Consider the following 23,107-nt stretch of genomic DNA (forward strand, 5'->3'; position numbering starts at 1 on the left):
CCTCCCAGGTCATGGATGCGACCACCGAAGTGCGGGACCTGCGCAAGAGATACGGGCCCACCGTCGCCGTGGACGGCCTGTCGTTCACGGCCGGCCCCGGGCGGGTCACCGGGTTCGTCGGCCCGAACGGGGCCGGGAAGTCCAGCACGCTGCGGATGATCATGGGGTTGGACCGGCCCGACGGCGGCACCGCCCTGGTGGGCGGCCGCCCCTACCGGTCGCTGCGCACGCCGCTGTGCCGGCTCGGGGCGATGCTGGACGCGTCCGCGGTGCATCCCGCCCGCCGCGCCCGCGACCACCTGCTGTGGCTGGCGCACGCCAACGGCCTGCCGGTCCGCCGGGTGGACGAGATGATCGAGCTGACCGGGCTGGCGGGCGCGGCGCGGCGCCGCGCGGGCGGGTTCTCCCTCGGCATGCGCCAGCGCCTCGGGATCGCCGCCGCGCTGCTCGGCGACCCGCCGGTGCTGATGTTCGACGAGCCCGTCAACGGGCTGGACCCCGAGGGCATCACCTGGATCCGGGGGCTGCTGCGGTCGCTGGCCGCCGAGGGGCGCGCCGTGCTGGTGTCCAGCCACCTGATGAGCGAGCTGGAGGGCGGAGCCGACCACCTGGTGGTGATCGGGCGCGGCCGGCTCATCGCCGACACCAGCGTCGCGGACCTGCTGGACGCCGCGTCCGGCGGCCGGGTCGAGCTGCGCACCGCCGAACGGCAGGAGGCCATGACCGTCCTGGCGCGGGCGGGCGCCACCGTGACGGCCACCGGCCGGGACACCGTCACCGTGGCGGGCCTGCCGTCCGAGCGGATCATCGCCCTGCTCACCGGCGGCGGCGTGGCCTTCAGCGGCGTGTCCGCGCACCGGGCGTCGCTGGAGGAGGCCTACATGGAGCTGACCAGGGACGCGGCGGAGTTCCAGGCCGCGACGGGACGGAGGGACGGGTGACCGCCCCGGCGCCCTACCGCAGCACCGTCCAGGCCGAGGCCCGCGACGGGTTCGGGCGGCTGCTGATGGCCGAGTGGACCAAGCTGCGGACCGTTCCGCGGTGGATGCTCACCCTGCTGACGGCGGTGGCCCTGACGGTGCTGGTCGCGCTGCTGTCGGCCGCGGGCAGCGAGACGACCGGGCCGGGGACCGGTCCGGCGGACCCCGCCCGGCTGCAGGCCGTCGACCTGGGGCACCTCACCTACCGGACCATGGCCGGCGACGGCACGGTCGTCGCACGGGTCACCTCCCAGGAGGGCGGCGGCCGGTGGGCGAAGGCCGGGCTGATCATCAAGAGCGGCGCGGAGCCGCACAGTCCGTACGCGGCGCTGGTCGTCACCCCCGGGCACGGCGTCCGGCTGCAGACCGGCTATCAGGGCGGCGGCGCCGGCGGCGGGACCGGCGGCCTGCCGCGCTGGCTGAAGCTGACCCGGTCGGGGACGACCGTCACCGGCCACGAGTCGGCGGACGGGCGCGCCTGGCGGCGCGTCGGGTCGGTCCGGCTGGAGGGCCTGCCGCGGGAGGCCCTGGCGGGCATGGTCGTGGCCGCGCCCGACGACATCCGCGTGGAGCGGCGGTTCGGCGGCGAGAGCGTCTCGGGGCACCCCGTCTCCACCCGCGCCGCCTTCGACCACGTGTCGGTGTCACCGGCGCAGCCGGGCGAGCCGTGGCGCGACCGCGGCGCGCCGGGCGGGCCCGGCGCCGACCCCTCCCTGGACGGGTCGGCCGAGGCCGGCGGGGTGTTCACGCTCAGGGGGGTCGGCGACGTCGGCCCCAACCTGTTCGCCGACGACGCCACCGAGCTGACCCTCACCGGCGTCCTGATCGGGCAGGCCGCCGTGATCGCGCTGGCGGTGCTGTTCGTGACGGCCGAGTACCGGCGCGGCATGCTGCGCACGACGTTCGCGGCGTCGCCGCGGCGCGGCCGGGCCCTGGCGGCCAAGGCGGCCGTGGCGGGGCTGGCGTCGCTGGCGGCCGGGCTGGCCGCGGCGTTCGGCGCGATGCTGCTGGCGCGGCCGGTGCAGCGGTCGCACGGGCTGACGCCGCCGCCGCTGTCGGACGCCACCGTGCTGCGGGCCGTCCTCGGCACGGCCGCGCTGCTCGGCGTGGTGGCGGTGTTCTCGCTGGCGGTCGCGGTGATCGTGCGGCGCAGCGCACCCGCGATCACCATCGTGCTGCTGCTCCTGCTCGCCCCGCAGATCGTGGCGACCGGGCTGCCGCTGTCGGCGGCGCGGTGGCTGGAGCGCCTCACCCCGGCGGCGGGGTTCGCGATCCAGGAGACCGTCGTCCGGTTCGACCGCGCGATCGATCCGTGGGCGGGGTTCGGGGTCCTGTGCGCGTACACGGCGGCGGCGCTGGCGGCGGCCCTATGGCTCGTGCGGCGGCGGGACGCGTGATGGGCCGGGGAGCCGTGATGGGCCGGGGAGCATTGACGGCCGTGCACGCGGCGCACGCCGAGTGGACGAAGCTGCGGACGCTGCCGGGCATGGTGTGGCTGCTGCCCGCCCTGGCGGCGCTGGTCGCCGCCGTCGGCGCCGCGGTGACCGGGGCGGTGGACACCTCGCACTGCCCCACGCCCGCCGCCTGCGCGGAGGACACGCCGAAGCTGGCGCTGTCGGGGGTCCAGGTGGGGCAGGTCGCCGCGGTCGTGCTCGGCGTGCTGGCGGTCGGCGGCGAGTACGCCACCGGCACGATCGCCCCGACGCTCGCCGCGGTCCCGCGCCGGGCCACCGTGCTGGCCGCCAAGGCCGCCGTGGTCGCGGGCGCCGTCGCCGCCGCCGGCACCGCCGGGGTGCTGGCGGCGCTGGCGGCGGGCCGCGCCATCCTGCCCGGCAACGGGTTCACCACCGCCGCGGGATATCCGCCGCTGTCGCCGGCGGACGGCCCGACGGCCCGCGCCGCGGTCGGGACCGTCCTCTACCTGGTGCTGGTCGCGCTGATCGCCCTCGGCGTGGGGACGGCGCTGCGCGAGCAGGCGGCGGCGATCACGGCGGTGCTGGCGCTGCTGTGGATCGTCCCGGTCGTGACCCGGCTCATCGGCGACCCGGTGTGGGAGGAACGGCTGGAGAAGATCGCGCCGATGACCGCCGGGCTGGCCGTGCAGGCGACGCGCGGGCTGGACCGGCTGCCGATCGGGCCGTGGGAGGGGCTCGGCGTGCTGGCCGCCTACGCGGCGGCGGCGCTGCTGGCGGGCGGTGCGGTGCTCGCCGCCCGCGACGCCTGACCAGGGCTCAGGCGCGGGAGGTGGTGTCGTCGTCCTCCTCGATGACCTCGCCGCGGACCACCGGTCCCGGCGGGGTCTCGACACGCTCGGGGCCCGGACGGCCGAACGCGTCGTAGCCGCCCCCGCCCGGCGGGAACACCCCGGGCGGGAACATCGTCGCGGCGCGTTCCTCGGCGGCCCGCATCCGCCGCGCCGCGAAGGCCGACAGGGCGCGCCGGACGAGGGGACGGGTGAACGGCAGCACGAACGCGAACCCGAGCACGTCGGTGACGAATCCGGGGAACAGCAGCAGCATCCCGCCCGCCATGACCAGCGCCGCGTCGGCGAGCTCCCGGTCGGGCAGCACGCCCCGCTGGACGGTCTCCTGCAGGGCCCGCCACGCACGGCGGCCCTCCCGGCGGACGATCCACACGCCGAGGACGGTCTCGGCGACCAGCAGCCCGACCGTGGGCCACGCGCCGATCACCTCGCCGACCTGGATCAGCACGAAGATCTCCAGGACCGGCACCAGCAGGAACGCCAGGACGATCAGCAGCGGCAGCATGGCTCCATTTTCGGGGTCGTCGAAAGCCTCACCCCGTACAACGCACGGGCGCCCCGAACGTTTCCCGCGTGTCCACCGGGACAGGTGGTCAGCGGGGCGGGCGGTTCTTGCCGACGCGGTCGGACACGCCCCACTGGGTGATGCGCAGCGCGGCCTCGGCCATCACGTCCCGGCTCATCTTGCTGGTGCCGTGCTCGCGCTCCACGAAGGTGATCGGCACCTCCACCACGCGCAGGCCCTGCCGCACCGCCCGCAACGCCAGGTCGATCTGGAAGCAGTAGCCGCGGGAGTCGACCTCGTCCAGCCCGATCTTGTCCAGGGTCGCGGCGCGGAACGCGCGGTAGCCGGCGGTGGCGTCGTGCAGGTGGATGCCGAGCATCAGGCGGGCGTAGGTGTTGGCGCCCCGCGACAGCGCCTCGCGCCGCTTCGGCCAGTTGCGCACCTTCCCGCCGGGGACCCAGCGGGCGCCGATGACCAGGTCGGCGTCCTCCAGCGCCGACAGCAGCCGCGGCAGCTCCTCGGGCTGGTGGGAGCCGTCGGCGTCCATCTCGACCATGACGTCGTAGCCGTGCTCGGCGGCCCATCGGAACCCGGCGATGTAGGCGGGGCCGAGCCCCTCCTTGCCCTCCCGGTGCAGCACCTTGACCTGCTCGTCGCCGGCCGCCATCGCGTCGGCGACCTCGCCGGTGCCGTCGGGGCTGGCGTCGTCGACGACCAGGACGTCCGCCTCCGGGACGGCCTCGCGCACCCGCCCGGCGATGCGCTCGATGTTGTCCCGCTCGTTGTAGGTCGGGATGATCACGAGCACCCGGCCGAGCCCGGCTGGGATCTCCATCGGCGTCATTTCCCCTCGTTCTCCGATGCCGTGTTCGGGGCGGTCCCCCGGGCCGTCCTGCGGGCCGTCCACGCCGCCGCCCCGGCGGCGCCGAGCCCGAGCAGCGCGAGCGCCCATTCGGGTCCTTCGCCCAGCCGGTCCGACAGGGTTCGCGAGGTGCGCGCCGGGACGGTCGCGACCTGGATGTCGGGCACGAACTCCCGGGACCGGTCGATCACCCTGCCGTCCGGCGCGACGATGGCGCTGATCCCGCTCGTCGCGGCAACCAAGATCGTACGGCCATGTTCGACCGCCCGCAGCCGCGACATGGCGATCTGCTGCGGCGGAAGGCTCGTCCGGCCGTAGGTGGCGTTGTTGGTCTGCACGACCAGCAGGTCGCCGCCGGCGACGTCGCGGACCTCCTTGTCGTAGGCCACCTCGAAGCAGATCACGTCGCCGACGCGCACCGGGCCGAGCTCCATCACGCCGGAGCGGGTGCCCTTGGCGAAGTCGCGCGGGATCCGCTCGAACCGGGTGATGAGCTTGGTGAGGATGTCGCGGAACGGCAGGTACTCCCCGAACGGGACGGGGTGCCGCTTGACGTAGTAGTCGCCTGGACCGGTCGTGGGGTCCCACACGATGCCGCGGTTCTCGACCTTCTTCCCGTCGGGCGTGTCGGTGAGGGCGCCGACGAGCACGGGCACGCCGATGTCCTTCACCGCGGCGTCGATGGCGGTGTAGGCCTCGGGCTCGGTGTAGGGGTCGAGGTCGCTGGCGTTCTCCGGCCACACCACCAGCTCGGGCTTGGCGACCCGCCCGGCGCGGACCTGGGCGGCCAGGTCGTGGGTGACCTTGACGTGGTTGCTCAGGACGGCCTTGCGCTGCCCGAGGAAGTCCAGGCCGGCGCGCGGCACGTTGCCCTGGACGACGGCGACGGTGACGGGTCGCCCGGTGGCGGGCGTGGGGATCAGCAGGCCTCCGCCGACGACGGCGGCGGCCGCGGCCAGGCAGACCGCGGCGGGCACCAGCGCACGCGCCGCCCGAGGGGGCCGCGCGGCGCCCTGCGCACCGTCCCCCTCGGCGTCCTGCGCCGCGGCGGCGCGGGCGCGGTGGGCGCGGAGGGCGCGGAGGGCGCGGAGGGCGCGGAGGGCGCGGTGGGCGGACACGGCGGCGCAGGCGAGCAGCGCGCCGATCAGCGCGGTCAGGAACGTGACCAGGGGGGCGCCGCCGTAGGACGCGTACGGGGTCAGCGGCGTGGCGGTCTGGCTGAACGCCAGCCGCGCCCAGGGGAACCCGCCGAACGGGACGCGGCCGCGGATCAGCTCCTCCCCGACCCACAGCGCGGCCGTCCACACCGGCCAGGCGGGCAGCCGGGCGACCACCGCGACGCCCGCGCCGAGCGGCAGGAAGTAGGCGGCCTGGACGAGGCTGAGGATGATCCACCCGTCCGGGCCGACCGCGGAGATGCCCTCCAGGACCGGGATGAAGAACGCGGCGCCGCCGACGAAGCCGAGCCAGGCGCCGGTGCGGGCGGGCAGGCCGCGCAGCGCGAGGGTGAGCAGCGCGACGCCCGCCGGCGCGAGGGGCGTGAGGTCGGCGGGCGGGAAGGCCAGCCACATCAGCAGCCCGGCGGCCACGGCCAGCAGGGTCCGCGGCCAGCCCGCGCGACCGCCGGTGCGCAGGCCCCGGCGCAGGCGGCCCGGCTCCCGCCGAGGCGCGCCGCCGGGGTCCTCGTCCGGGCCCTTGGCCGGCGACCGGTCCGGAAGGGTCTCCTGGGCCACGTCCCACCTCGTTCGCTCGTTCCCTTGCCGGAACGCTACCGGGCGCGGCGGCCGACGGCGACCACGGGCGGCGCGGAACCCGGCGGGCGAGCGGGCGGTTCACGCTCGGCGGAAACGGGACCGGGACCGGGACGGCGGCGGCCGGACACGGAGGAGGGCCCGCGACATCCGTCGGGCCGGAGTCGTCCCACAGGCGGTGAGAGCGAGGCTCCGTTTTCTACTGGATGTCCGGGCCCTTCCCGGGTCCAACCCCCCGCGCGATCGGACGGCTCCGCCGGGGCACGGCCCCGGCTCACCGCGCTGGCTCGGGCGGGCACGATGCCGACCACTCGCGTGATCCCCGTCCCCGTCGCGGCGCGGTGCCCGGCGGCGCCTCGGGCGGCCGATCGGTGAGTCCCGTGCTGGACTGCAGCAAAACTACCGGCTTCCGCCACCTTGTCAACCGCCGCATGTTCTGCGGCGACTCCCTGTTTCCCCAGCTCAGCACCATGATCACAGGCTGCCCGTTTTCCCGGGCGGGCGGCGCGCGGCGGGCGCGGGTCAGCCGCCCGGCGCGGACACCACGACGGTGCCGGACGCGGTGACGGCGACGACCGGCTCGGGCAGCACCTCCGCGGCCGACTCCCCCTTGTCGGGGCGCCCCCGGCACACCACGCGCGCCTCGAAGGCCATGACGCGGCTGCGGGTGCCGGCGCGGGTGAGGACGGCGGTGGTCTCCAGGACGTCCCCGGCCCGGACGGGCGCGCGGAACTGCACGTCGGAGTAGGAGGCGAACAGGCCCTCGTCGCCGTCGGTGCGGATGCACAGCTCGGTCGCGGCGTCCCCGAACAGCCCGAGAACGTAGGCGCCGTCGACCAGGTCGCCGGCGTAGTGGGCGTGCGAGTAGGGGATGTAGCGGCGGTGGGTGACGGTCGTCCCCTCGCGCGGGTCACTCATCGTCGTCCTCTTCTCCGTTACGGGCGGGCAGCAGGGCGTGGACGAGATAGCTGGCGACCTCGGCGGGCGTGGTGCCCTTGCCGAAGATGCGGTCGACGCCGAGGTCGGCCTCGGTGACGGTGTCGAACCGGGGGCCGCCGACGACCAGCAGCGGCCGCCCCATGCCGCCGGCGACGGCGGTGGGGTACTCGGCGTGGAACGCGGCGGCCATCTGCTTGGTGTTGTGCAGGTGGGCGTTGCGCTGGGTGACGACCTGGGAGACCAGGACGGCGTCGGCGTTCTCTGCCTTGGCGCGCTCGACCAGCTCCTCCACCGTCACCTGGGCGCCCATGTTCACCACCTGGATCTCCCGGTAGTACTCCAGGCCCTTCTCCCCCGCGAAGCCCTTGACGTTGAGGATCGCGTCGATGCCGACGGTGTGGGCGTCGGTGCCGATGCAGGCGCCGACGACGACCAGCCGCCGGTTCAGCGCGCCGCGGATCGCCAGGTTCACCTCTTGGGAGGTCAGCAGCGGGTAGGCGCGCTCCTCCGGGGCGGGGATGGAGGCGTAGTCGATGAGGTGCCGCACCTTCCCGTACACGATGAAGAAGGTGAAGTCGGGGCCCATCGGCTTGGCGTGGACGACGCTGGCGGGGTCCAGGCCCATCTTCCCCGCCAGCTGCAGCGCGGCGGCGTCGGCCCGCTTGCCCGCGGGGACGGGCAGCGTGAACGACATCTGCACCATGCCGTCGCCGGTGGTGTCGCCGTAGGGCCGGATCACCTGGCGGGTGTCGGCGGGCTCGGCCGGGGCCTGCGTCCCGGTGCCGGTTCCGGGGGTCTCGGCCGTCATGCGGGCACCTCCTGCTCAGCGGTACGGGCGGCGTGCGGGTCCTCGGTGTCGAGGATCTCGATGGCGGGGTTGACGTAGCCGTCGGCGCGGGGGACGACGCCGTCCAGGCCCTTGCCCCCGTCGGCGGGGCGGCGGGTGACGCCGAACGTCCCCTCGGCGATGGCGTTCAGCAGCCCGTCGCCGGCGACGCGGTCCAGCAGCTCCACCGACTCCGACAGGACCTGCTTGGCGCGCTGGACGACCATCCCCCCGGGGCGGGGCACGAAGTCCTCGGCGAGGTTCCCGCAGGCGTCGCGGACGTAGCGGACGTTCTCCAGCGCCAGGTCGCGGTCCGACAGCCACGGGGTGTGGATGCCCTCGGTCATCATCCCGATCAGGATGATCGACTGCCCGGTCATCACGCCGGCGAGGTTGAAGAAGGCGTCCAGCAGGTAGCCGGCGAAGATGTTGCCGGTCATGTGCTTGGTCGGCGGCATGTACTTCAGCGGCGCGCCGGGGAACAGCTCCCGGACGAGCTGGGCGTGCGCCAGTTCCAGCCGGAACGACTCGGGGATCGCCGGGTCGATCTCGAAGGCGTGGCCGAGGCCGAGCTGGGCGTCTGAGAGCCCCGCCTCGTGCCCGAACCGCTCGTTGAGCAGCTGGCTGACGATCACGGTGTGCGCGGCGTCGACCGCGTCGGCGGTGGTGAGGTAGTTGTCCTCGCCGGTGTTGATGACGATGCCGGCGCGGGCGTGGATCTGCCGGGAGAACCGCTGGTCGATGAACGTCCGGCGCGGGTTGATGTCGCGGAAGATGATGCCGTACATGCAGTCGTTGAGCATCATGTCCAGGCGCTCCAGCCCGGCGAGCGTCGCGATCTCCGGCATGCACAGCCCGGAGGCGTAGTTCGTCAGCCGCACGTACCGGCCGAGCTCGCGGGACACCTCGTCGAGCGCGGCGCGCATGAGCCGGAAGTTCTCCCGGGTGGCGTAGGTGCCGGCGTAGCCCTCGCGGGTGGCGCCCTCGGGGACGAAGTCCAGCAGCGACTGGCCGGTGGAGCGGATCACCGCGACGACGTCGGCGCCCTCCCGGGCGGCGGCCTGCGCCTGCGGGATGTCCTCGTAGATGTCGCCGGTCGCGACGATGAGGTACACCAGCGGCCGCGGCGTCGGCGCCGTGTCGGGGGCGGGCAGCTCGGCCAGCAGCCGGTCGCGCTCGGCGCGGCGCCGGTCGATGCGCGCGATGCCGGCGCGGGCGGCCGCGGCGGCGGCCTCGCGGGCGTGCGCGGCGTCGGTGCCGGACGGCAGCCGGAACGACGCCTTCCCGCGGGCGGCGGCGCGGGCGAGGTCGCCGAGGCCGGCGTGCGGGCCGGTCAGCAGGGCGTCCCAGACGGGCAGGGCCACCCCGTGCTCCAGGCCGACCTGGTCGCGGACGGCGTCGGCGAGGTGGTTGACCCAGGGGCGCCCCTCATCGTCGGCGCCGGTGAGGCCCGCGAGGCGCAGCAGGGCGCGCTCGACGGAGACGGTGGTGTGGGAGCGGGCCATCCCGATGATGGGCTCCGCGGCGCGGGCGGCGAGCCGCCGGGCGGTGCGCACCACCTCCGGGTCGAGGTCCAGCTTTCCCTGCGGCGCCATTGCCGTCTCCCCTCACGCAGCCGCCCCTCTCAGGCCGGGCCCGAACAATCATCCTTCATACCGAGTTCTCTACGAGAGATCTTCCGGTATGAACACCGTATTTCACAAGAACTGGCAGTACATCTTCAGTGACCCCTCCCCCACCGGCGACCACTCCCATCTTCCCTGGCGGGGCGGCCGCCTCACCCTCCGGTGACGGCAATCGGAGAACTCGCCGGTAGCCACGCTGGGTAAAGCTACGCTCACCCGAGGTAATGACGGGTTCCGCATTCAGGAGGGGCATGTTCGTTTACCTTGCGGCCGCCGCGTGCGCGGCCGGCGTGGTCATCGTCGCGAGCCGGCTGGTGCGGCGGGCACGGGCGGGCGTGGACGACCCCGACCCGGACGGCCCCACCTCCGCCCACACCGGCGCGATGCTGTCGGCGCTGTTCCTGCTGGCCTTCGCCATCGCCGTCGTGGTGCCCTGGACGTCGGCGGACGCCGCCCGCTCCAACACCTACGCCGAGAGCCAGGCCATCGCCGAGACGTACTGGGCCGCGGCCCGGCTGCCCGCCCCCGAGGCCCTGCGCGTCCAGGAGGGGCTGAGCGCGTACGTCGCCACCGTCCGCGGCCCCGAGTGGCGGCTCATGGCGCAGGGGCGGCTCAGCTCCCGCGGCTGGGCGCAGCTCGACCGGCTGCGCCGCGACGTGATCGCGGTCAAGGCCGGCGACGACGAGCTCAAGGACGCCCGCAACGGCGTGCTGGAGCACCTCGGCGAGGTCTCCGCGGCCCGCCGGCAGCGCGCCGCCGACGCCCGCGCGACGCCGCCCGCCGCGCTCGCCGCCGTCACCGTGCTCACCGGGATCGTGGTCGTGCTCCTGCCGTTCCTGGCGGGCGCCCGGCCGCGCGGCATGACGCTGGTCCCGCTGGCGCTGATGGCGGCCCTGCTGGCCGCGGGCACCTACCTGACGTTCGACATCGCGCACGTGTTCGACGGGGCGCTCGCCGTCGGGCCGGAGGCCTACACCAGCCTGCAGTCGGACCTGCAGCGCATCGCGGGGGGTCGCTGACCGTGCGCCTGCCCTCCGCCCCGGCCCGCACGCTGCCGGCGGTCCTGCCCGCCGCGGTCGCCGGCGCGCTGGCCCTCCCGTCCGGCGCGCTGGCCGACCCGGAACCGCCGCCGCCCTCGATCAGCGTGTGCGTCGACATCGAGATCGGCGACGCCGGCGCGTCCGGCTGCGCTCCGCCGCCGCCCGAAGCGCCCCCGCCGCCGCCCGAAGCGCCCCCGCCGCCGCCCGAGGAGGTCCCCCCGCCCGAGCCGCCGGAGCCTCCCGTCGAGCCCGGCGAACCGGAAGAACCCGAGGAGGAGCCGCCATCCGAGACCGCCGGCCCGCCGGCACCGCCGCCCCCGCCCGGTCCGCGCACCGCGGCGCCCGCCGCTCTCCCGCCGCCGCCCCGGACGCGCCCCGAGCCCGCGCCGCCCGAACCGGCGCCCAGCGAACCGGAGCCGCCCGCGCAGGCGTCCCCGGAACCGGCGCACACCGCACCGCGCGCGAAGGAGGAGGCGCCGCGGCGCCGCAACCCGCTCAGCACCTCGCTGGTCCTGGTGGTGCTCGCGGTCGTCATCAGCGCGGGAACGGCCATCGCGTTCGCCCGCTGAGCCGCGTTGGCCCGCCGAGCCGCGCCCGCCGAGCCGGATCAGGGCAGCCGGCCGACCCCGCCGAAGACCAGGAACCGCTCGGGGTCCCGCACCGCCTCGCCCTCGTCCGGACGCCACAGCGGCACGTACACCAGGCCGGGGTCGAGCATGTCCCAGCCGTCGAAGAAGCGCAGGATCTCCGCGTGCGAGCGGGGCACGGCCGGGGACGTGGCGCGGTTGTAGAGCTTGCCGATCGCCGCGGTCTTGCCCGGCTGCGCCTCGTCGGTGAAGTGGGAGATCACCAGGTGGCTGCCGGGCGCCGCGGCGTTCCGCAGCGTCGCGACGATGCCCGCCGGATCCTCCTCGCGCTTGATCAGGTGCAGCGCGGCGACGAGCAGGAACGCCACCGGCTCGGACAGGTCGACCAGGCCCTTCAGCCCCGGGTCGGCGAGGATCGCGCCCGGGTCGCGCATGTCGGCCTGGATCACCGCCGCGCGCTCGTTGCCCGCCAGGATCGACCGGCTGTGCGCCACCGCGACGTCGTCGTTGTCGACGTACACCACGCGGGCGTCCGGGTTCACCTCCTGCGCGACCTCGTGCACGTTGCCCTGCGTCGGGATGCCCGACCCGATGTCGACGAACTGGGAGATCCCGGCGCCGGCCACCGTGCGGACGGCGCGGCGCAGGAACGCCCGGTTGGCGTGCGCCAGCTCCCGCGCCTGCGGCTCGACCCGCAGCAGCCCCGTCGCCAGGTCACGATCCGACGCGAAATTGTGGGCTCCGCCGAGCAGAAAGTCATACACCCGTGCGACGCTTGGCCTCTGACTGTCGACCTCGGGTGGAATCCACTCGGAGTCCATTCATCGTCTCCCTTTGACCGAAGGGGTGCCGTCCGTGGGGACCTCAGCGTAACGCGAGACACCCTGGCGGCCCCCGCTTTACGGGACAGTGAGGACCGATGCCCGACAGACCCGGACCGCCCGGCGCGGCGACCGTCCTGCTCACCCCGGAAGGCACGGTCACCGGGTGGAGCGAGGGTGCCGAGCGCCTGTTCGGCCACGACGCCCGCACCGCGGCCGGGGCGCCGCTGCCCGACCTGCTCGGCCGTCCCGACGCCGCCGAACCGCTGCTGGTCGCGCTGAAACTGGCCGGGTCCGGCCGCTCCTGGTCCGGGATGCTGCCGCTCACCGCCGAAGGCCTGCCGGCCGCGCTGGACCCGATGACGGGCGGCGACGGCCGCGTCCAGGTGCTGCTGACGGTCTCCCCGCCGTGGACGGGCGGCCTGGACCTGCTCAACGAGGCGGGCCGCCGCATCGGCTCCACCCTCGACCTGCACCTGACCGCACGCGAGATCGTCGCCGTCACCGTCCCCCGGTTCGCCGACGCCGGCGCCATCTACGTGCTCGAACGGCTCCTCGCCGACGACGACCAGCCCGCCACCGAGGCCGACGGCTCGGCGGTCGTGCGACGGCTGGCCATCGCGTTCGCCGAGGACGACCCGCGCGGCTGGGCCCGCGAGTTCCCCGTCAACGAGGTCATCGTCTACCCGCCGACCACGCCCTACGCCCGCTGCCTGGCCACCGGAGCCATGGTCGAGTTCGGCGGGGACGCCATCCAGGACACCCTCGCCCACCGCACCGGCCGCATCATCGACGGCCTCCTCGACCACGTCTCCCTGCTGGCGGTGCCGCTGCTCGCGCGGGGCCGGTCGCTCGGCTTCGCGGTGTTCAGCCGCAAGCGCGGCCGGCCGCCGTTCTCCGCCGCCGACGCCGCGCTGGCCGCCGAGCTCGCCGCCCGCGCCGCGACCTGCGTCGACAACGCCTGCCTGTACCGGCGCGAGCACAGCACCGCGACGGCGCTGAAGGCCGGGCTGCTGCCGTCCGGGGTCACCGCCCCGCCCGGACTGGAGATCGCGCACCGCTACCTGCCGGCCCGCAGCGGCGTCGGCGGCGACTGGTACGACGTGGTGCCGCTGACCGGCGACCGGATCGCCGTGGTGATCGGCGACTCGGTCGGGCACGGCGTCACCGCCGCCGCCGCGATGGGCCAGCTGCGGGTCGCGGCGCACACCCTCGCCAGCTGCGAGTTCCCGCCCGGCGAGGTCCTGGAGCGGCTCGACGCCATCGCCCAGGACCTGGACGCCGCCCAGTTCGCCACCTGCCTGTGCCTGGTGTGCGACCCGGTGACGCTGCGCTGCGAGGTGGCGCGCGCCGGGCATCCGCCGCCGCTGCTGGCCATGCCGGACGGGTCCGCGCGGCACTTCGCCGTCCCGAACGGGCTGCCGCTCGGGGTGTCCGACCCCGAGCACCCGCCGGCGTACGGGCAGGTCCCCGCGGTGCTCCCGCCGGGCGCCACCCTCGCCCTGTACACCGACGGCCTGGTGGAGAGCCGGATGCGCAACGTCGACGAGGGCATCGCCCGCCTCGCGTCCGCCCTGGTCGCCTCGGACGACGGCACCCTGGAGGAGACCGCCGACGGCGTGCTGGCCCTGCTGGCGGACCAGCAGGGCCACGACGACATCGCGCTCCTGCTGATCCGCGCCGTCCCTGACCAGGCCCCCGCGCCCGGCCATGCGGCCGGTCTCTGACCAGGCGGCCGGTTGGGGCCCCGCCGCTACAGGCCGGGGATCTCGTGGTTGCGGAAGGCGTCCACGAACAGGGTGTGGTCGTCGCGGACGATCTCGGCGTAGCGGGTGCCGAACTCGACCATCGCCTCGACGAACGCGGACTCGTCCGGGCCGATCGCCGCGTTGATCGCGTCCTCCACCTGGAACCCGACCAGGGTGTGGTCGGAGTCGGTGTCGGACACGCAGTGCACCTTGGCGGTGGCGCGGCCGAGATCGTCCAGCACCGACAGCATGTCCTCCGGCTCGGTCAGGCCGCCCCAGTCCAGGTCCTCCTCGTAGGGCGACAGCTCCTGCACGACGTACCCGATGCCGTCGATCTGGGTGTGGCCGAGCCACGGATCGCTGTTGGCCTGCAGCGCGCGCCGGGACACCGCCGTGCGGTGGCCGTGGTGCTGGAAGTAGTCGCGGATGCGGGGGTCGTCGACGACGCGGCTCGGCGCGGCGACGTTGCCCTGCTTCATCGACAGGACGACGTCGTTCTCCAGGGCCTGGGTGTTGCCCTCCACCAGGATGTTGTAGGCCGACAGCCCGGCCGAGCCGATACCGAACCCGGACGCGCCGACGATGTCCTTGACCTCGTAGGTGAGGCTGCCGAACCGCTTCTCCGACGGGATGGTCGCGAGGTACTCCTGGTAGGCGGCCTCGACCTTGGCGCGCTCGGGGGCGTCCAGGCGGCGCACACCGGGGCGGTCGCGGAACCGGCGGTCGGGCCCGTCCACGACCGTCATGCCCGACAGCAGTCCGATGCGGGTGCCGCCCATCGCCGCGACCAGCACGTCCCGCACGTAGCCGTCGGTGGTGTCGAGCGTCAGCGCGAACCTCTCGTCGCCCTCGTGCGCGGCGAACCTGCGGACCTGGTCGACGTAGGCGCGCACGTAGGTCTCGATCAGCCGGCGGATGTCGGCGTCGGAGATCGCCTTCTGCCAGGCCAGCAGCGCCAGGCTCGCCACCAGGCGCTTGACGTCCCAGGTGAAGTGGCCGACGTAGGCCTCGTCGTAGTCGTTGACGTCGAAGACGAACACGCCGTCGTCGTTCATGTAGGTGCCGAAGTTCTGCGCGTGCAGGTCGCCCTGGATCCACACGCGGGAGGTGCGCTCGTCGGCCCACGGGTCGTCGTCGTGGACGATGTCGGCGTAGAACAGGCAGGCGCTGCCCCGGTAGAACGCGAACGGGTCCGAGGCCATCTTGCGGAAGCGGCGGCGGAACTCGGCGGGGCTGCGCTCCATCAGGTCCGAGAACGCGTCGACCAGGACGTCGACGATCTGCGCCCGGCGCTCCTTGGGGTCCCGTCCGCGCAGGTCCTCGGTGATGCTCGCCATGCTCTCTCCCTCGATGATCGGGTGGCCCCGCCGCTGTGGGGCGTTCCCGGTCATTCTGCCGAATCCGCACCGGTCCGGGAGGTGAACAGCGCGCGCACGGCGGGGTCGGATCGCACCAGTTCCAGGGCGGTCCGGGCGTGCCCGGGGACGTAGCCGTTGCCGATGAGCATGGTGACGTCGGCGGCCAGCCCCTCGGCGCCGAGCGCGGCGGCGGGGAACGAGGTCGCCATCGAGAAGAACACGACGGTGCCGCCGGGGGCGGTGGCGAGGATCGCGCCGTGCTCGCAGCCGGGGACGTCCACGCACACGACGGTGACGTCGACCGGCTCCCCGATGGCCGCGGCAACGGCGACCGGGTCGCGCGCGTCGGCGCGGACCACGGTGTCGGCGAGGCCCGCGGCGGCCAGCCGCTCCTCCTCCTCGGCCGTCGGCACGAGCCCGATCACGCGGGACGCGCCGGCGCGGCGCGCGGCCGCCAGCGACAGGCACCCGCTCTTGCCCGCGGCGCCGAGCACCGCGACCGCGGGCGCGCCCTTCCGCGCGGACACGACGCGGTGGGTGAGGGCGGGCGCCCCGCACACGTCCATGACGGCGAGGGACAGCGGCACCGGCAGGTCGTCCGGCAGGACCGCGGCGATGGACCGGGCGAACAGGATGGCGTGGCCGCGCGCGGGCACCTGCTCCGACCGCCCGTCCCAGCGGGCCAGGCCGTCGGTGACGGCGAGCGGCGTGAGGGTGAGGGACACCAGCGTGGCGACCCGGTCGCCGGGCTCCAGCCCGAGCGGCGACTGCGGCCCGGCCTCCTCGACCACGCCGACGAGCATGCCGCCCGACCCGGTCACCGGGTTGTGCATCTTGCCGCGCTCCCCGATGATCCGCAGCACCTCGGCCCGGATGGCGTCCGGGTCGCCGCCGTGCGCGGTGTGCAGCTGGCGGTAGGACGCGGCGTCCAGGTTGAGGCGCTCGACGCCGATGCGGACCTCGTCGGGGCGGATCCGCGGGTCGGTGTCCAGCCTCCGCGCGGCCTGCGGGAGGACGCCCGGGGGGTCCAGGACCCGGTGCAAGCCCACCGCCGTGGCCGTCCCGCCGTCGGTCATCGCCGTCCCGCCTCTCCCGTAAAGTGCGCCGAGGTTGCGCAAGATATACAGGGCACCACTGGTTTCATCGAAAGTCTTCCCGTAACGTCAGCACTACACAAGACTTTTATGCGATCAATGTGAGGCGAGGAGGCGGTCGACGATGACCACTGCCCTGCACCCGGACGCCGTCCTGTCCGAAGAGACCGCACGCCAGCCGTACGTCTACCGGCGCCGGCCTCTGGAGGAGCCCGACTGGCGGCGCCTGCCCGGGTGGCGGGACGTCACGGAGGCCGAATGGGAGTCGGCGCAGTGGCAGCGCGCCCACTGCGTGAAGAACCTGCGGCAGCTCCGCCAGGTCATGGGCGACCTGCTGGACGAGTCCTTCTACGCCGACCTGGAGCGCGACCAGGCCGAGCGCGCCACGATGTCGATGCTGCTGCCCCCGCAGATGCTCAACACGATGGACTCCTCCTCGACCGAGGCCTTCCACGCCGACCCCGTCCGCCGCTACATGCTCCCCGTCCTCAGCGACCGGCGCACCGACTGGCCGTCCCACCCGCACGCCTCCCGCGACTCCCTGCACGAGGCGGAGATGTGGGCGGTCGAGGGCCTCACCCACCGCTACCCCACCAAGGTGCTGGCCGAGATCCTGCCGACCTGCCCCCAGTACTGCGGGCACTGCACCCGGATGGACCTCGTCGGCAACTCCACGCCGGCCGTCGACAAGCACAAGTTCACGATCAAGCCCCCGGACCGGCTCGGCGCCATGCTCGACTACCTGCGCCGCTCCCCCGGCGTCCGGGACGTGGTCGTCTCCGGCGGCGACGTCGCCAACATGCCGTGGCCGCGGCTGGAGTCGTTCGTCGACGCGCTGCTCGACATCGACAACATCCGCGACATCCGCCTGGCCAGCAAGGCGCTCATGGGCCTGCCCCAGCACTGGCTGCAGGACGACGTCCGCGCCGGGATGGAGCGCCTGGCCGCCAAGGCGCACGGCCGCGGCGCGCAGATCGCGATCCACACCCACGTCAACGCCGCCCAGTCGGTGACGCCGCTCGTCGCGAGGGCCGCGCGCGCGATGATGGACACCGGCATCCGCGACGTCCGCAACCAGGGCGTGCTGCTGCGCGGGGTGAACGACTCCCCCGCAGCGCTGCTCGACCTGTCGTTCGCGCTGCTCGACGAGGCCGGGATCATGCCCTACTACCTCTACATGTGCGACATGATCCCCAACAGCGAGCACTGGCGGCTCGCCGTCTGGGAGGCGCAGGAGCTCCAGCACGCCATCATGGGCTATCTGCCCGGCTTCGCCACCCCGCGGATCGTCTGCGACGTCCCCTACGTCGGCAAGCGGTGGGTGCACCAGCTCGCCGACTACGACCGCGAGCGCGGCATCTCCTACTGGACGAAGAACTACCGCACCGGCCTGGAGCAGTCCGACCCCGACGCGCTGACCAGGCGGTACGAGTACCACGACCCGATCTACACGCTCCCGGAGGAGGGGCGTCGGTGGTGGCGGGAACGTTCCGCGTGACGTGATCTGGTCGCGGGAGCCGACCGGCCCGGCGCCTTTACATTGTAGATCCGTAATGTGGCGCATAGGGTCGGTCGGGTGATGGCTTCCGACCTGACGATCGCGCAGCTGGAGGACGACCCGCACCCGCATCTGGCCCGGCTGCGGGCCGAGGAGCCCGTCGCGTTCGTCCCCGCCCTCGGCGGCTGGCTCGTGACGTCCCGCGACCTCGCGCTGGCGGTCATGCGCGACTCGGCCGCGTTCACGGTCGACGACCCGCGCTTCTCCACCGCGCAGGTCGTCGGGCCGAGCATGCTGTCACTGGACGGACCCGTCCACGCCCGGCACCGCGACGCGTTCTCCCGCCCGTTCCGCCCGGCGCGGACCCGCGAGCGGTTCACCGCGTTCGTCGAGGCCGAGGTCGGCCGGCTCGTCGGCGGGCTCGCGCCGGCGGGCGCTGCGGAGCTGCGCGGCGACCTCGCCGGGCCGCTCGCCGTCGCCGTCGTGACCGAGGCCCTCGGGCTGCACGGGGTGGACGCGGCGACCGTCCGCTCCTGGTACGGCGCCTTCGTCGAGGCCGTGTCCGCCATCACCGCGGGCGGCACCGCCCCCGGGCACGCCGGGGAGGCGTACCGGCTGCTGCGCGCCGCGGTCGAGGAGGCGATCACCGCGTCCCGCCCCGGTTCGCTGCTCGCCGAGGCGGCCCGCGGCGACCTCACCACCCCCGAGGTCGTCGCCAACGCCGCGATCCTGATGTTCGGCGGCATCGACACCACCGAGGGGATGATCGCAAACGCCGCGCTGCACCTGCTGGAGAACCCCGGCCAGCTGCGGCTCGTCCTGGACGACCCCGACCTGCTGCCCGGCGCGATCGAGGAGTCGCTGCGGCTGGAGCCGTCGGCCTCGGTCGTCGACCGGTACGCCACCCGCGACACCGACCTCGGCGGGACCACGGTCGGGGCGGGCGACCTCGTCCGCGTGTCGATCGCGGGCGCCAACCGGGACCCCGCCGTGTTCGCCGACCCCGACCGGTTCGACGTGCGGCGGCACAACACCGCCGAGCACCTGGCCTTCGCGCACGGCCCGCACTTCTGCTTCGGCGCGCCCCTGGCCCGGCTGGAGGCCCGCACCGCGCTGGCCGCGGTGCTGGACCGGCTGCCCGGGCTGCGCCTCGACCCGTCCCGTCCCGCGCGGCCCCGCGGCCTGGTGTTCCGGAGACCGCCCCGGCTGGACGTCCGCTGGGACGCCTGACGGCCGGTTGAGGACCGTCCCCGGCGTCCCCTCCGGCCGCGCCGTTATGGGACCATCTCCCAATGATCGTGGAACGCCGGGTCGAGCTGCGCTTCGGGGTGGAGAGCCGTGAGGCCGAGACGCACACCAACCTGTCCGCCGTCCGCCAGGACGGACGCTGCCTGTGGGTCGCGGGCGACGAGACCGCCACCATCGAGCGGCTGACGGCCACCCTCGACGGCGGCCGCGTCACCGGGTACGGCGGCCAGGCCACGATCGCGCTCGCCGACCTCGTCCCGCTGCCCGCCGGCCCGGACGAGGAGGCCGACATCGAGGGGCTCGCCCGCGCCAACGGCTGGCTGTGGGCGATCGGCTCGCACAGCCTCAAGCGCAAGAAGATCAAGCCGGGGCACAGCGACGCGAAGGCGCGCAGGCGCCTCGCCACGGTCGTCCGCGAGGACAACCGCTACATCCTCGCCCGGCTCCCGCTGGCCACCGGCGAGGACGGGCTGCCCGGCGTCGTCCGCGAGGACGGGGACCGCACCGCCGCCGTCCTCGGCCTGGACGGCGACTCCCTCACCGACCTGCTGCGGGACGACCCGCACCTCGCGCCGTTCCTGCCCATCCCGAGCAAGGACAACGGCATCGACATCGAGGGCATCGCCGCGCACGGCGACCGGCTCTACATCGGGCTGCGCGGGCCGGTGCTGCGCGGCTGGGCGGTGCTGATAGAGATCCGGCCGGGCACCCACCCCGACGACCCGCGGCGGCTGGTGGCGCTGCCCGTCGGCGACGGGAAGGACCGCTACCGCACGCACTTCCTGGACCTGGGCGGCCTCGGCATCCGCGACCTGTGCCCGCACGGCGACGACCTGCTGGTCCTCACCGGCCCGAGCATGGACCTGGACGGCCCGGTGCGGGTCGTGCGGTGGCGGGGCGCGGCCAGGGTGGACGCCGGCGAGATCGTCACCTCCGCCGAGCTGGAGGTGCTCGGCGACCTCCCCCACGGCGACGGCGACGACCACGCCGAGGGCATCGCCGTCCTGGACGAGCCGGGCACCCGCCTGCTCGTCGTCTACGACAGCCCCTCCCCCGAGCGCCTCACGGCGGACGGGGGCGTCCTCGCGGACGTGGTCGTCCTCGGCTAGCACCGGGGGCGAACCCGAATAAGCGCTCGCTTGCACCGTCTGCTTGGATGGGCCCTGCAACCGGCAGGAGTTCGAAGGGGCAGGACAGCGCATGATCGAGTGGTCCGAGGAAGACCTGATGATCCGGGACGCGGTGCGCGGCTGGATCGACGCCGAGGTCCGGCCCCGCCTGGACGCGCTGGAGTCGGGCGAGCTCCCGCCGTACGACCTGCTCCGCGGCCTCTACAAGACGTTCGGGATGGACGAGATGGCCCGCTCGTCCTTCCACGCCCGGATCGCCAAGGAGCGCGACGGCGGCACGGGCGGCGACGAGGAGGGCGGGCACGGCGGCAACGCGGCGATGACCATGCTGCCGATCATCGAGCTGTGCAAGGTGGCCCCCGGCCTGGTCTCGGCGATGGGCGTCGGCCTCGGCCTCGCCGCCGGGACCATCATGAAGCGCGGCACGCCCGAGCAGAAGGAGCGCTGGGCCCTGCGCCTGCTCACCATGGAGAAGGTCGGCGCCTGGGCGATCACAGAGCCGAACTCCGGGTCGGACGCGTTCGGCGGCATGCAGGCCACCGCCAGGAAGGTCGGCGACGAGTACGTCATCAACGGCGCCAAGACCTTCATCACCAACGGCCCCTACGCCGACACCATCGTCTTCTACTGCAAGCTCGACGACGGGCGGGACCCGCGCGACCGCGAGATCCTCACCTTCGTCCTCGACCGCGGCATGGAAGGCCTTGAGCAGAGCAGGCCGCTGCGCAAGATGGGGCTGCACTCCTCCCCCACCGGCGAGCTGTTCCTCAGCGACGTCCGCGCGGGCGCCGACCGGCTCCTCACCTCCGGCGCGCAGGGCGGCAAGGAGTCCGCCCGGCAGAACTTCGTCACCGAGCGCGCGGGCGTCGCCGCCATGGCGCTCGGCGTCATCGAGGAGTGCCTGCGGCTGTCGGTCGAGTACGCCAGGACCCGCGAGCTGTGGGGGCGGCGCATCGGCGACTTCCAGCTCATCCAGCTGAAGCTGGCCAAGATGGAGGTCGCGCGGCTCAACGTCCAGAACCTGGTGTTCCGGCACATCGAGATGCAGCGCGCCGGCCGCGCCCCGACCCTCTCCGAGGCGTCGGCGATGAAGCTGTACGCCGCGCAGGCCGCCAGCGAGGTCGCCCAGGAGGCCGTGCAGCTGTTCGGCGGCAACGGCTACATGAGCGAGTACCGGGTGGAGCAGCTCGCCCGCGACGCCAAGTCGTTCCAGATCTACGCCGGCACCGATGAGATCCAGGTGACCCACATCGCCCGCGACCTCCTCTCCCGCTGACGCTTCCGCCCGTCCGCTCCGGCGCCGAACTTCCAGGCGGTCCCGCGCATCGAACAGGTGGGGGGCGGGTGAGGGCGATCGCCCGCCCCCCGGGGCCTCCGGGCCTTTCTGGACAGCCGACGATGGGGACTGGATACTCACGACTATGGACGGACAGCCCTCATTCCCGGTGAGAGCGTCCGACACGGAACGGGACCGGGTGCTGCGCGTCCTCAGCGACCGCGTGGCCGAGGGGCGGATGTCCCACGAGACGTTCGAGCGCCGTGTCGACCAGGTGCTGCAGGCGCGCAGCCAGGCCGAGCTGGCCGACATCGTGCACGACCTGCCGCCCGCCGGGCGCGTCGTCAACCGCCTGACCGGCCTGATCTCCCAGGTGTCCCAGGTGACCGCGCGGATCGAGGCCGCCTGGCGCGGGCCGCGGCTGCCACGGTTCATGCTGCCGCCGCGCGAGCTCGGCCGGATCGTCGTCGGCCGCGCCCCCGGCTGCCAGTTCATCCTCACCGACCTGACCGTCTCGCGCTTCCACGCCGAGATCTACCGGGCCGACGAGGGCTGGATGATCTCCGACCTCGGGTCGATGAACGGCACCCGCGTGAACGGGTGGCGGCTGACCGGCCCGGCGCGCGTCCGGCCCGGCGACGAGGTCGGGTTCGGCAACTCCATCTTCATCGTCACCGCCCCCTGACCCGGCACCGCCCGCTCCCACCGCCGGCGATGCGCGATGCGTGCCGGGGCCGGCCGAACCGCGAAGATGGAGCCCATGACGCAAGATCCGACGCACGTCCTGCTGGCCGGCGACTGGCACGGCAACGCCGCCTGGGCGCGCGGCGTCATCCGGCGGCTCCCCGAACTGCTTCCGGACGAGTCCCCGCGCATCGTCCTCCACGCGGGCGACTTCGGGATATGGCCCGGACCGCAGGGGTGGGCCTACCTCCGCGGCCTCGACCTCGACCTGGCCCGTGTGGACGGCGTCCTGTGGTTCGTCGACGGCAACCACGAGGACCACCCCCGTCTCGCCGAGCTGCCCGATGCGGGTCATCAGGGCGGGCACGGCCGGGTGAGCGACCGCATCTACCACCTCCGCCGCGGTCACCGCTGGACCTGGCACGACCGGACCTGGCTGGCCCTCGGCGGGGCCGTGTCCCTCGACCGGGCCGTCCGCGCGGAGGGCATGTCCTGGTGGCCCGAGGAGGAGATCACCGCGGAGGAGGCCCGGCGCGCGATCGCCGGCGGGCCCGCCGACGTGATGCTCACCCACGACTGCCCCGCCCGCGTCGCGCACGAATTCCCGCCTCTGCCGGGCTTCTGGGACGGCGAGGACCTGAAGCGGTCCGACGCCCACCGCGAACTCCTGCAGACCGTGGTCGACGCGGTCAAGCCCGGCCACCTGATCCACGGGCATCTGCACAGGGCCTACACCAGGGACGTCGCGATGCCCCACGGGCAGGTCCGGGTGACCGGGTTCGACTGCGACGGCGTGGACGGCAACTGGGGCGTGCTCGACGTGGCGGCGATGAAATGGGACCGGCCGGTCGCGTAGGGTTCCCTGGACCGGC

General features: G+C 74.3%; 21 protein-coding genes. 12 read left to right on the forward strand and 9 right to left on the reverse strand.

Annotated features, from left to right (window positions below; translation table 11 throughout):
* Positions 1-11: 11 nt before the first annotated feature.
* From BM339_RS25275 to BM339_RS25285, 3 genes are read left to right on the forward strand one after another with little or no spacing between them, the layout of a single operon-like run.
* Positions 12-941, forward strand: coding sequence for an ABC transporter ATP-binding protein (locus tag BM339_RS25275; protein WP_075022423.1), 930 nt, complete (start codon positions 12-14; stop codon positions 939-941).
* On the forward strand, positions 938-2,377 hold the full coding sequence (locus BM339_RS25280; RefSeq protein ID WP_083597886.1) for a DUF1349 domain-containing protein: 1,440 nt from the start codon (positions 938-940) through the stop codon (positions 2,375-2,377). The genes BM339_RS25275 and BM339_RS25280 overlap by 4 nt, the downstream gene beginning before the upstream one ends.
* Positions 2,378-2,394: 17 nt before the next feature.
* Positions 2,395-3,204, forward strand: a complete 810-nt coding sequence (locus BM339_RS25285; RefSeq protein ID WP_181663243.1) for an ABC transporter permease subunit — start codon at positions 2,395-2,397, stop codon at positions 3,202-3,204.
* Between the two features lie 7 nt (positions 3,205-3,211).
* Here the strand turns inward: BM339_RS25285 and BM339_RS25290 are convergent, their stop codons facing one another.
* From BM339_RS25290 to kamD, 6 genes are all read right to left on the reverse strand, one after another.
* Complete coding sequence (locus BM339_RS25290) at positions 3,212-3,748, reverse strand: FxsA family protein (protein WP_075022425.1); 537 nt, start codon at positions 3,746-3,748, stop codon at positions 3,212-3,214.
* 88 nt (positions 3,749-3,836) lie between these two features.
* Positions 3,837-4,583 (reverse strand): polyprenol monophosphomannose synthase, encoded by a 747-nt coding sequence (locus tag BM339_RS25295; protein WP_024936501.1) that lies wholly within the window; start codon positions 4,581-4,583, stop codon positions 3,837-3,839.
* Between the two features lie 5 nt (positions 4,584-4,588).
* Positions 4,589-6,343, reverse strand: coding sequence for an apolipoprotein N-acyltransferase (gene lnt, locus BM339_RS25300; RefSeq protein ID WP_075022426.1), 1,755 nt, complete (start codon positions 6,341-6,343; stop codon positions 4,589-4,591).
* Positions 6,344-6,883: 540 nt separating this feature from the next.
* Positions 6,884-7,279, reverse strand: coding sequence for a 3-aminobutyryl-CoA ammonia lyase (gene kal, locus BM339_RS25305; protein WP_021600216.1), 396 nt, complete (start codon positions 7,277-7,279; stop codon positions 6,884-6,886).
* Positions 7,272-8,108 carry a lysine 5,6-aminomutase subunit beta gene (kamE, locus tag BM339_RS25310; RefSeq protein WP_021600217.1) on the reverse strand — a complete coding sequence of 279 codons (837 nt, stop codon included), beginning with the start codon at positions 8,106-8,108 and terminating at the stop codon, positions 7,272-7,274. The genes kal and kamE overlap by 8 nt, the downstream gene beginning before the upstream one ends.
* A complete protein-coding gene (gene kamD, locus BM339_RS25315) occupies positions 8,105-9,721 on the reverse strand; it encodes a lysine 5,6-aminomutase subunit alpha (protein WP_024936795.1) in 1,617 nt (538 codons plus the stop codon). The genes kamE and kamD overlap by 4 nt, the downstream gene beginning before the upstream one ends.
* A gap of 281 nt (positions 9,722-10,002) precedes the next feature.
* Here kamD and BM339_RS25320 point away from each other — a divergent pair, with 281 nt between their 5' ends.
* Positions 10,003-10,770, forward strand: coding sequence for a bestrophin-like domain (locus BM339_RS25320; protein WP_075022427.1), 768 nt, complete (start codon positions 10,003-10,005; stop codon positions 10,768-10,770).
* A gap of 2 nt (positions 10,771-10,772) precedes the next feature.
* Positions 10,773-11,360 carry a hypothetical protein gene (locus tag BM339_RS25325; RefSeq protein ID WP_075022428.1) on the forward strand — a complete coding sequence of 196 codons (588 nt, stop codon included), beginning with the start codon at positions 10,773-10,775 and terminating at the stop codon, positions 11,358-11,360.
* A 38-nt stretch (positions 11,361-11,398) separates the two neighbouring features.
* Here BM339_RS25325 and BM339_RS25330 read toward each other — a convergent pair whose 3' ends face one another.
* Positions 11,399-12,199, reverse strand: a complete 801-nt coding sequence (locus BM339_RS25330; RefSeq protein ID WP_033332829.1) for an SAM-dependent methyltransferase — start codon at positions 12,197-12,199, stop codon at positions 11,399-11,401.
* A gap of 98 nt (positions 12,200-12,297) precedes the next feature.
* Between BM339_RS25330 and BM339_RS25335 the strand changes: the two genes are divergently transcribed.
* Positions 12,298-13,926 (forward strand): PP2C family protein-serine/threonine phosphatase, encoded by a 1,629-nt coding sequence (locus BM339_RS25335; protein ID WP_021599804.1) that lies wholly within the window; start codon positions 12,298-12,300, stop codon positions 13,924-13,926.
* 26 nt (positions 13,927-13,952) lie between these two features.
* Here the strand turns inward: BM339_RS25335 and BM339_RS25340 are convergent, their stop codons facing one another.
* Together BM339_RS25340 and kdd are read right to left on the reverse strand one after the other, a co-directional pair.
* On the reverse strand, positions 13,953-15,284 hold the full coding sequence (locus BM339_RS25340) for a DUF2252 domain-containing protein (RefSeq protein WP_075022498.1): 1,332 nt from the start codon (positions 15,282-15,284) through the stop codon (positions 13,953-13,955).
* 50 nt (positions 15,285-15,334) lie between these two features.
* Positions 15,335-16,381 carry an L-erythro-3,5-diaminohexanoate dehydrogenase gene (gene kdd, locus BM339_RS25345; protein ID WP_033332828.1) on the reverse strand — a complete coding sequence of 349 codons (1,047 nt, stop codon included), beginning with the start codon at positions 16,379-16,381 and terminating at the stop codon, positions 15,335-15,337.
* 142 nt (positions 16,382-16,523) lie between these two features.
* Between kdd and BM339_RS25350 the strand changes: the two genes are divergently transcribed.
* The 6 genes from BM339_RS25350 to BM339_RS25375 all read left to right on the forward strand — a co-directional run bounded on the left by BM339_RS25350 (position 16,524) and on the right by BM339_RS25375 (position 23,091).
* The gene (locus BM339_RS25350; RefSeq protein ID WP_075022429.1) at positions 16,524-17,897 is read left to right on the forward strand and encodes a KamA family radical SAM protein; all 1,374 of its coding nucleotides are present in this window, start codon (positions 16,524-16,526) and stop codon (positions 17,895-17,897) included.
* Between the two features lie 81 nt (positions 17,898-17,978).
* Positions 17,979-19,127, forward strand: a complete 1,149-nt coding sequence (locus BM339_RS25355; RefSeq protein WP_075022430.1) for a cytochrome P450 — start codon at positions 17,979-17,981, stop codon at positions 19,125-19,127.
* A gap of 62 nt (positions 19,128-19,189) precedes the next feature.
* Positions 19,190-20,254: a DUF3616 domain-containing protein gene (locus tag BM339_RS25360; RefSeq protein WP_075022431.1), complete on the forward strand. Its 1,065-nt coding sequence runs from the start codon at positions 19,190-19,192 to the stop codon at positions 20,252-20,254.
* A 91-nt stretch (positions 20,255-20,345) separates the two neighbouring features.
* Positions 20,346-21,551 carry an acyl-CoA dehydrogenase family protein gene (locus BM339_RS25365; protein WP_075022432.1) on the forward strand — a complete coding sequence of 402 codons (1,206 nt, stop codon included), beginning with the start codon at positions 20,346-20,348 and terminating at the stop codon, positions 21,549-21,551.
* Positions 21,552-21,696: 145 nt separating this feature from the next.
* A complete protein-coding gene (locus BM339_RS25370; protein ID WP_024935925.1) occupies positions 21,697-22,236 on the forward strand; it encodes a DUF1707 and FHA domain-containing protein in 540 nt (179 codons plus the stop codon).
* Between the two features lie 75 nt (positions 22,237-22,311).
* Complete coding sequence (locus tag BM339_RS25375) at positions 22,312-23,091, forward strand: metallophosphoesterase family protein (protein WP_075022433.1); 780 nt, start codon at positions 22,312-22,314, stop codon at positions 23,089-23,091.
* Positions 23,092-23,107 lie beyond the last annotated feature (16 nt).

Source organism: Actinomadura madurae, from assembly GCF_900115095.1.
GTDB classification, from domain to species: domain Bacteria; phylum Actinomycetota; class Actinomycetes; order Streptosporangiales; family Streptosporangiaceae; genus Spirillospora; species Spirillospora madurae.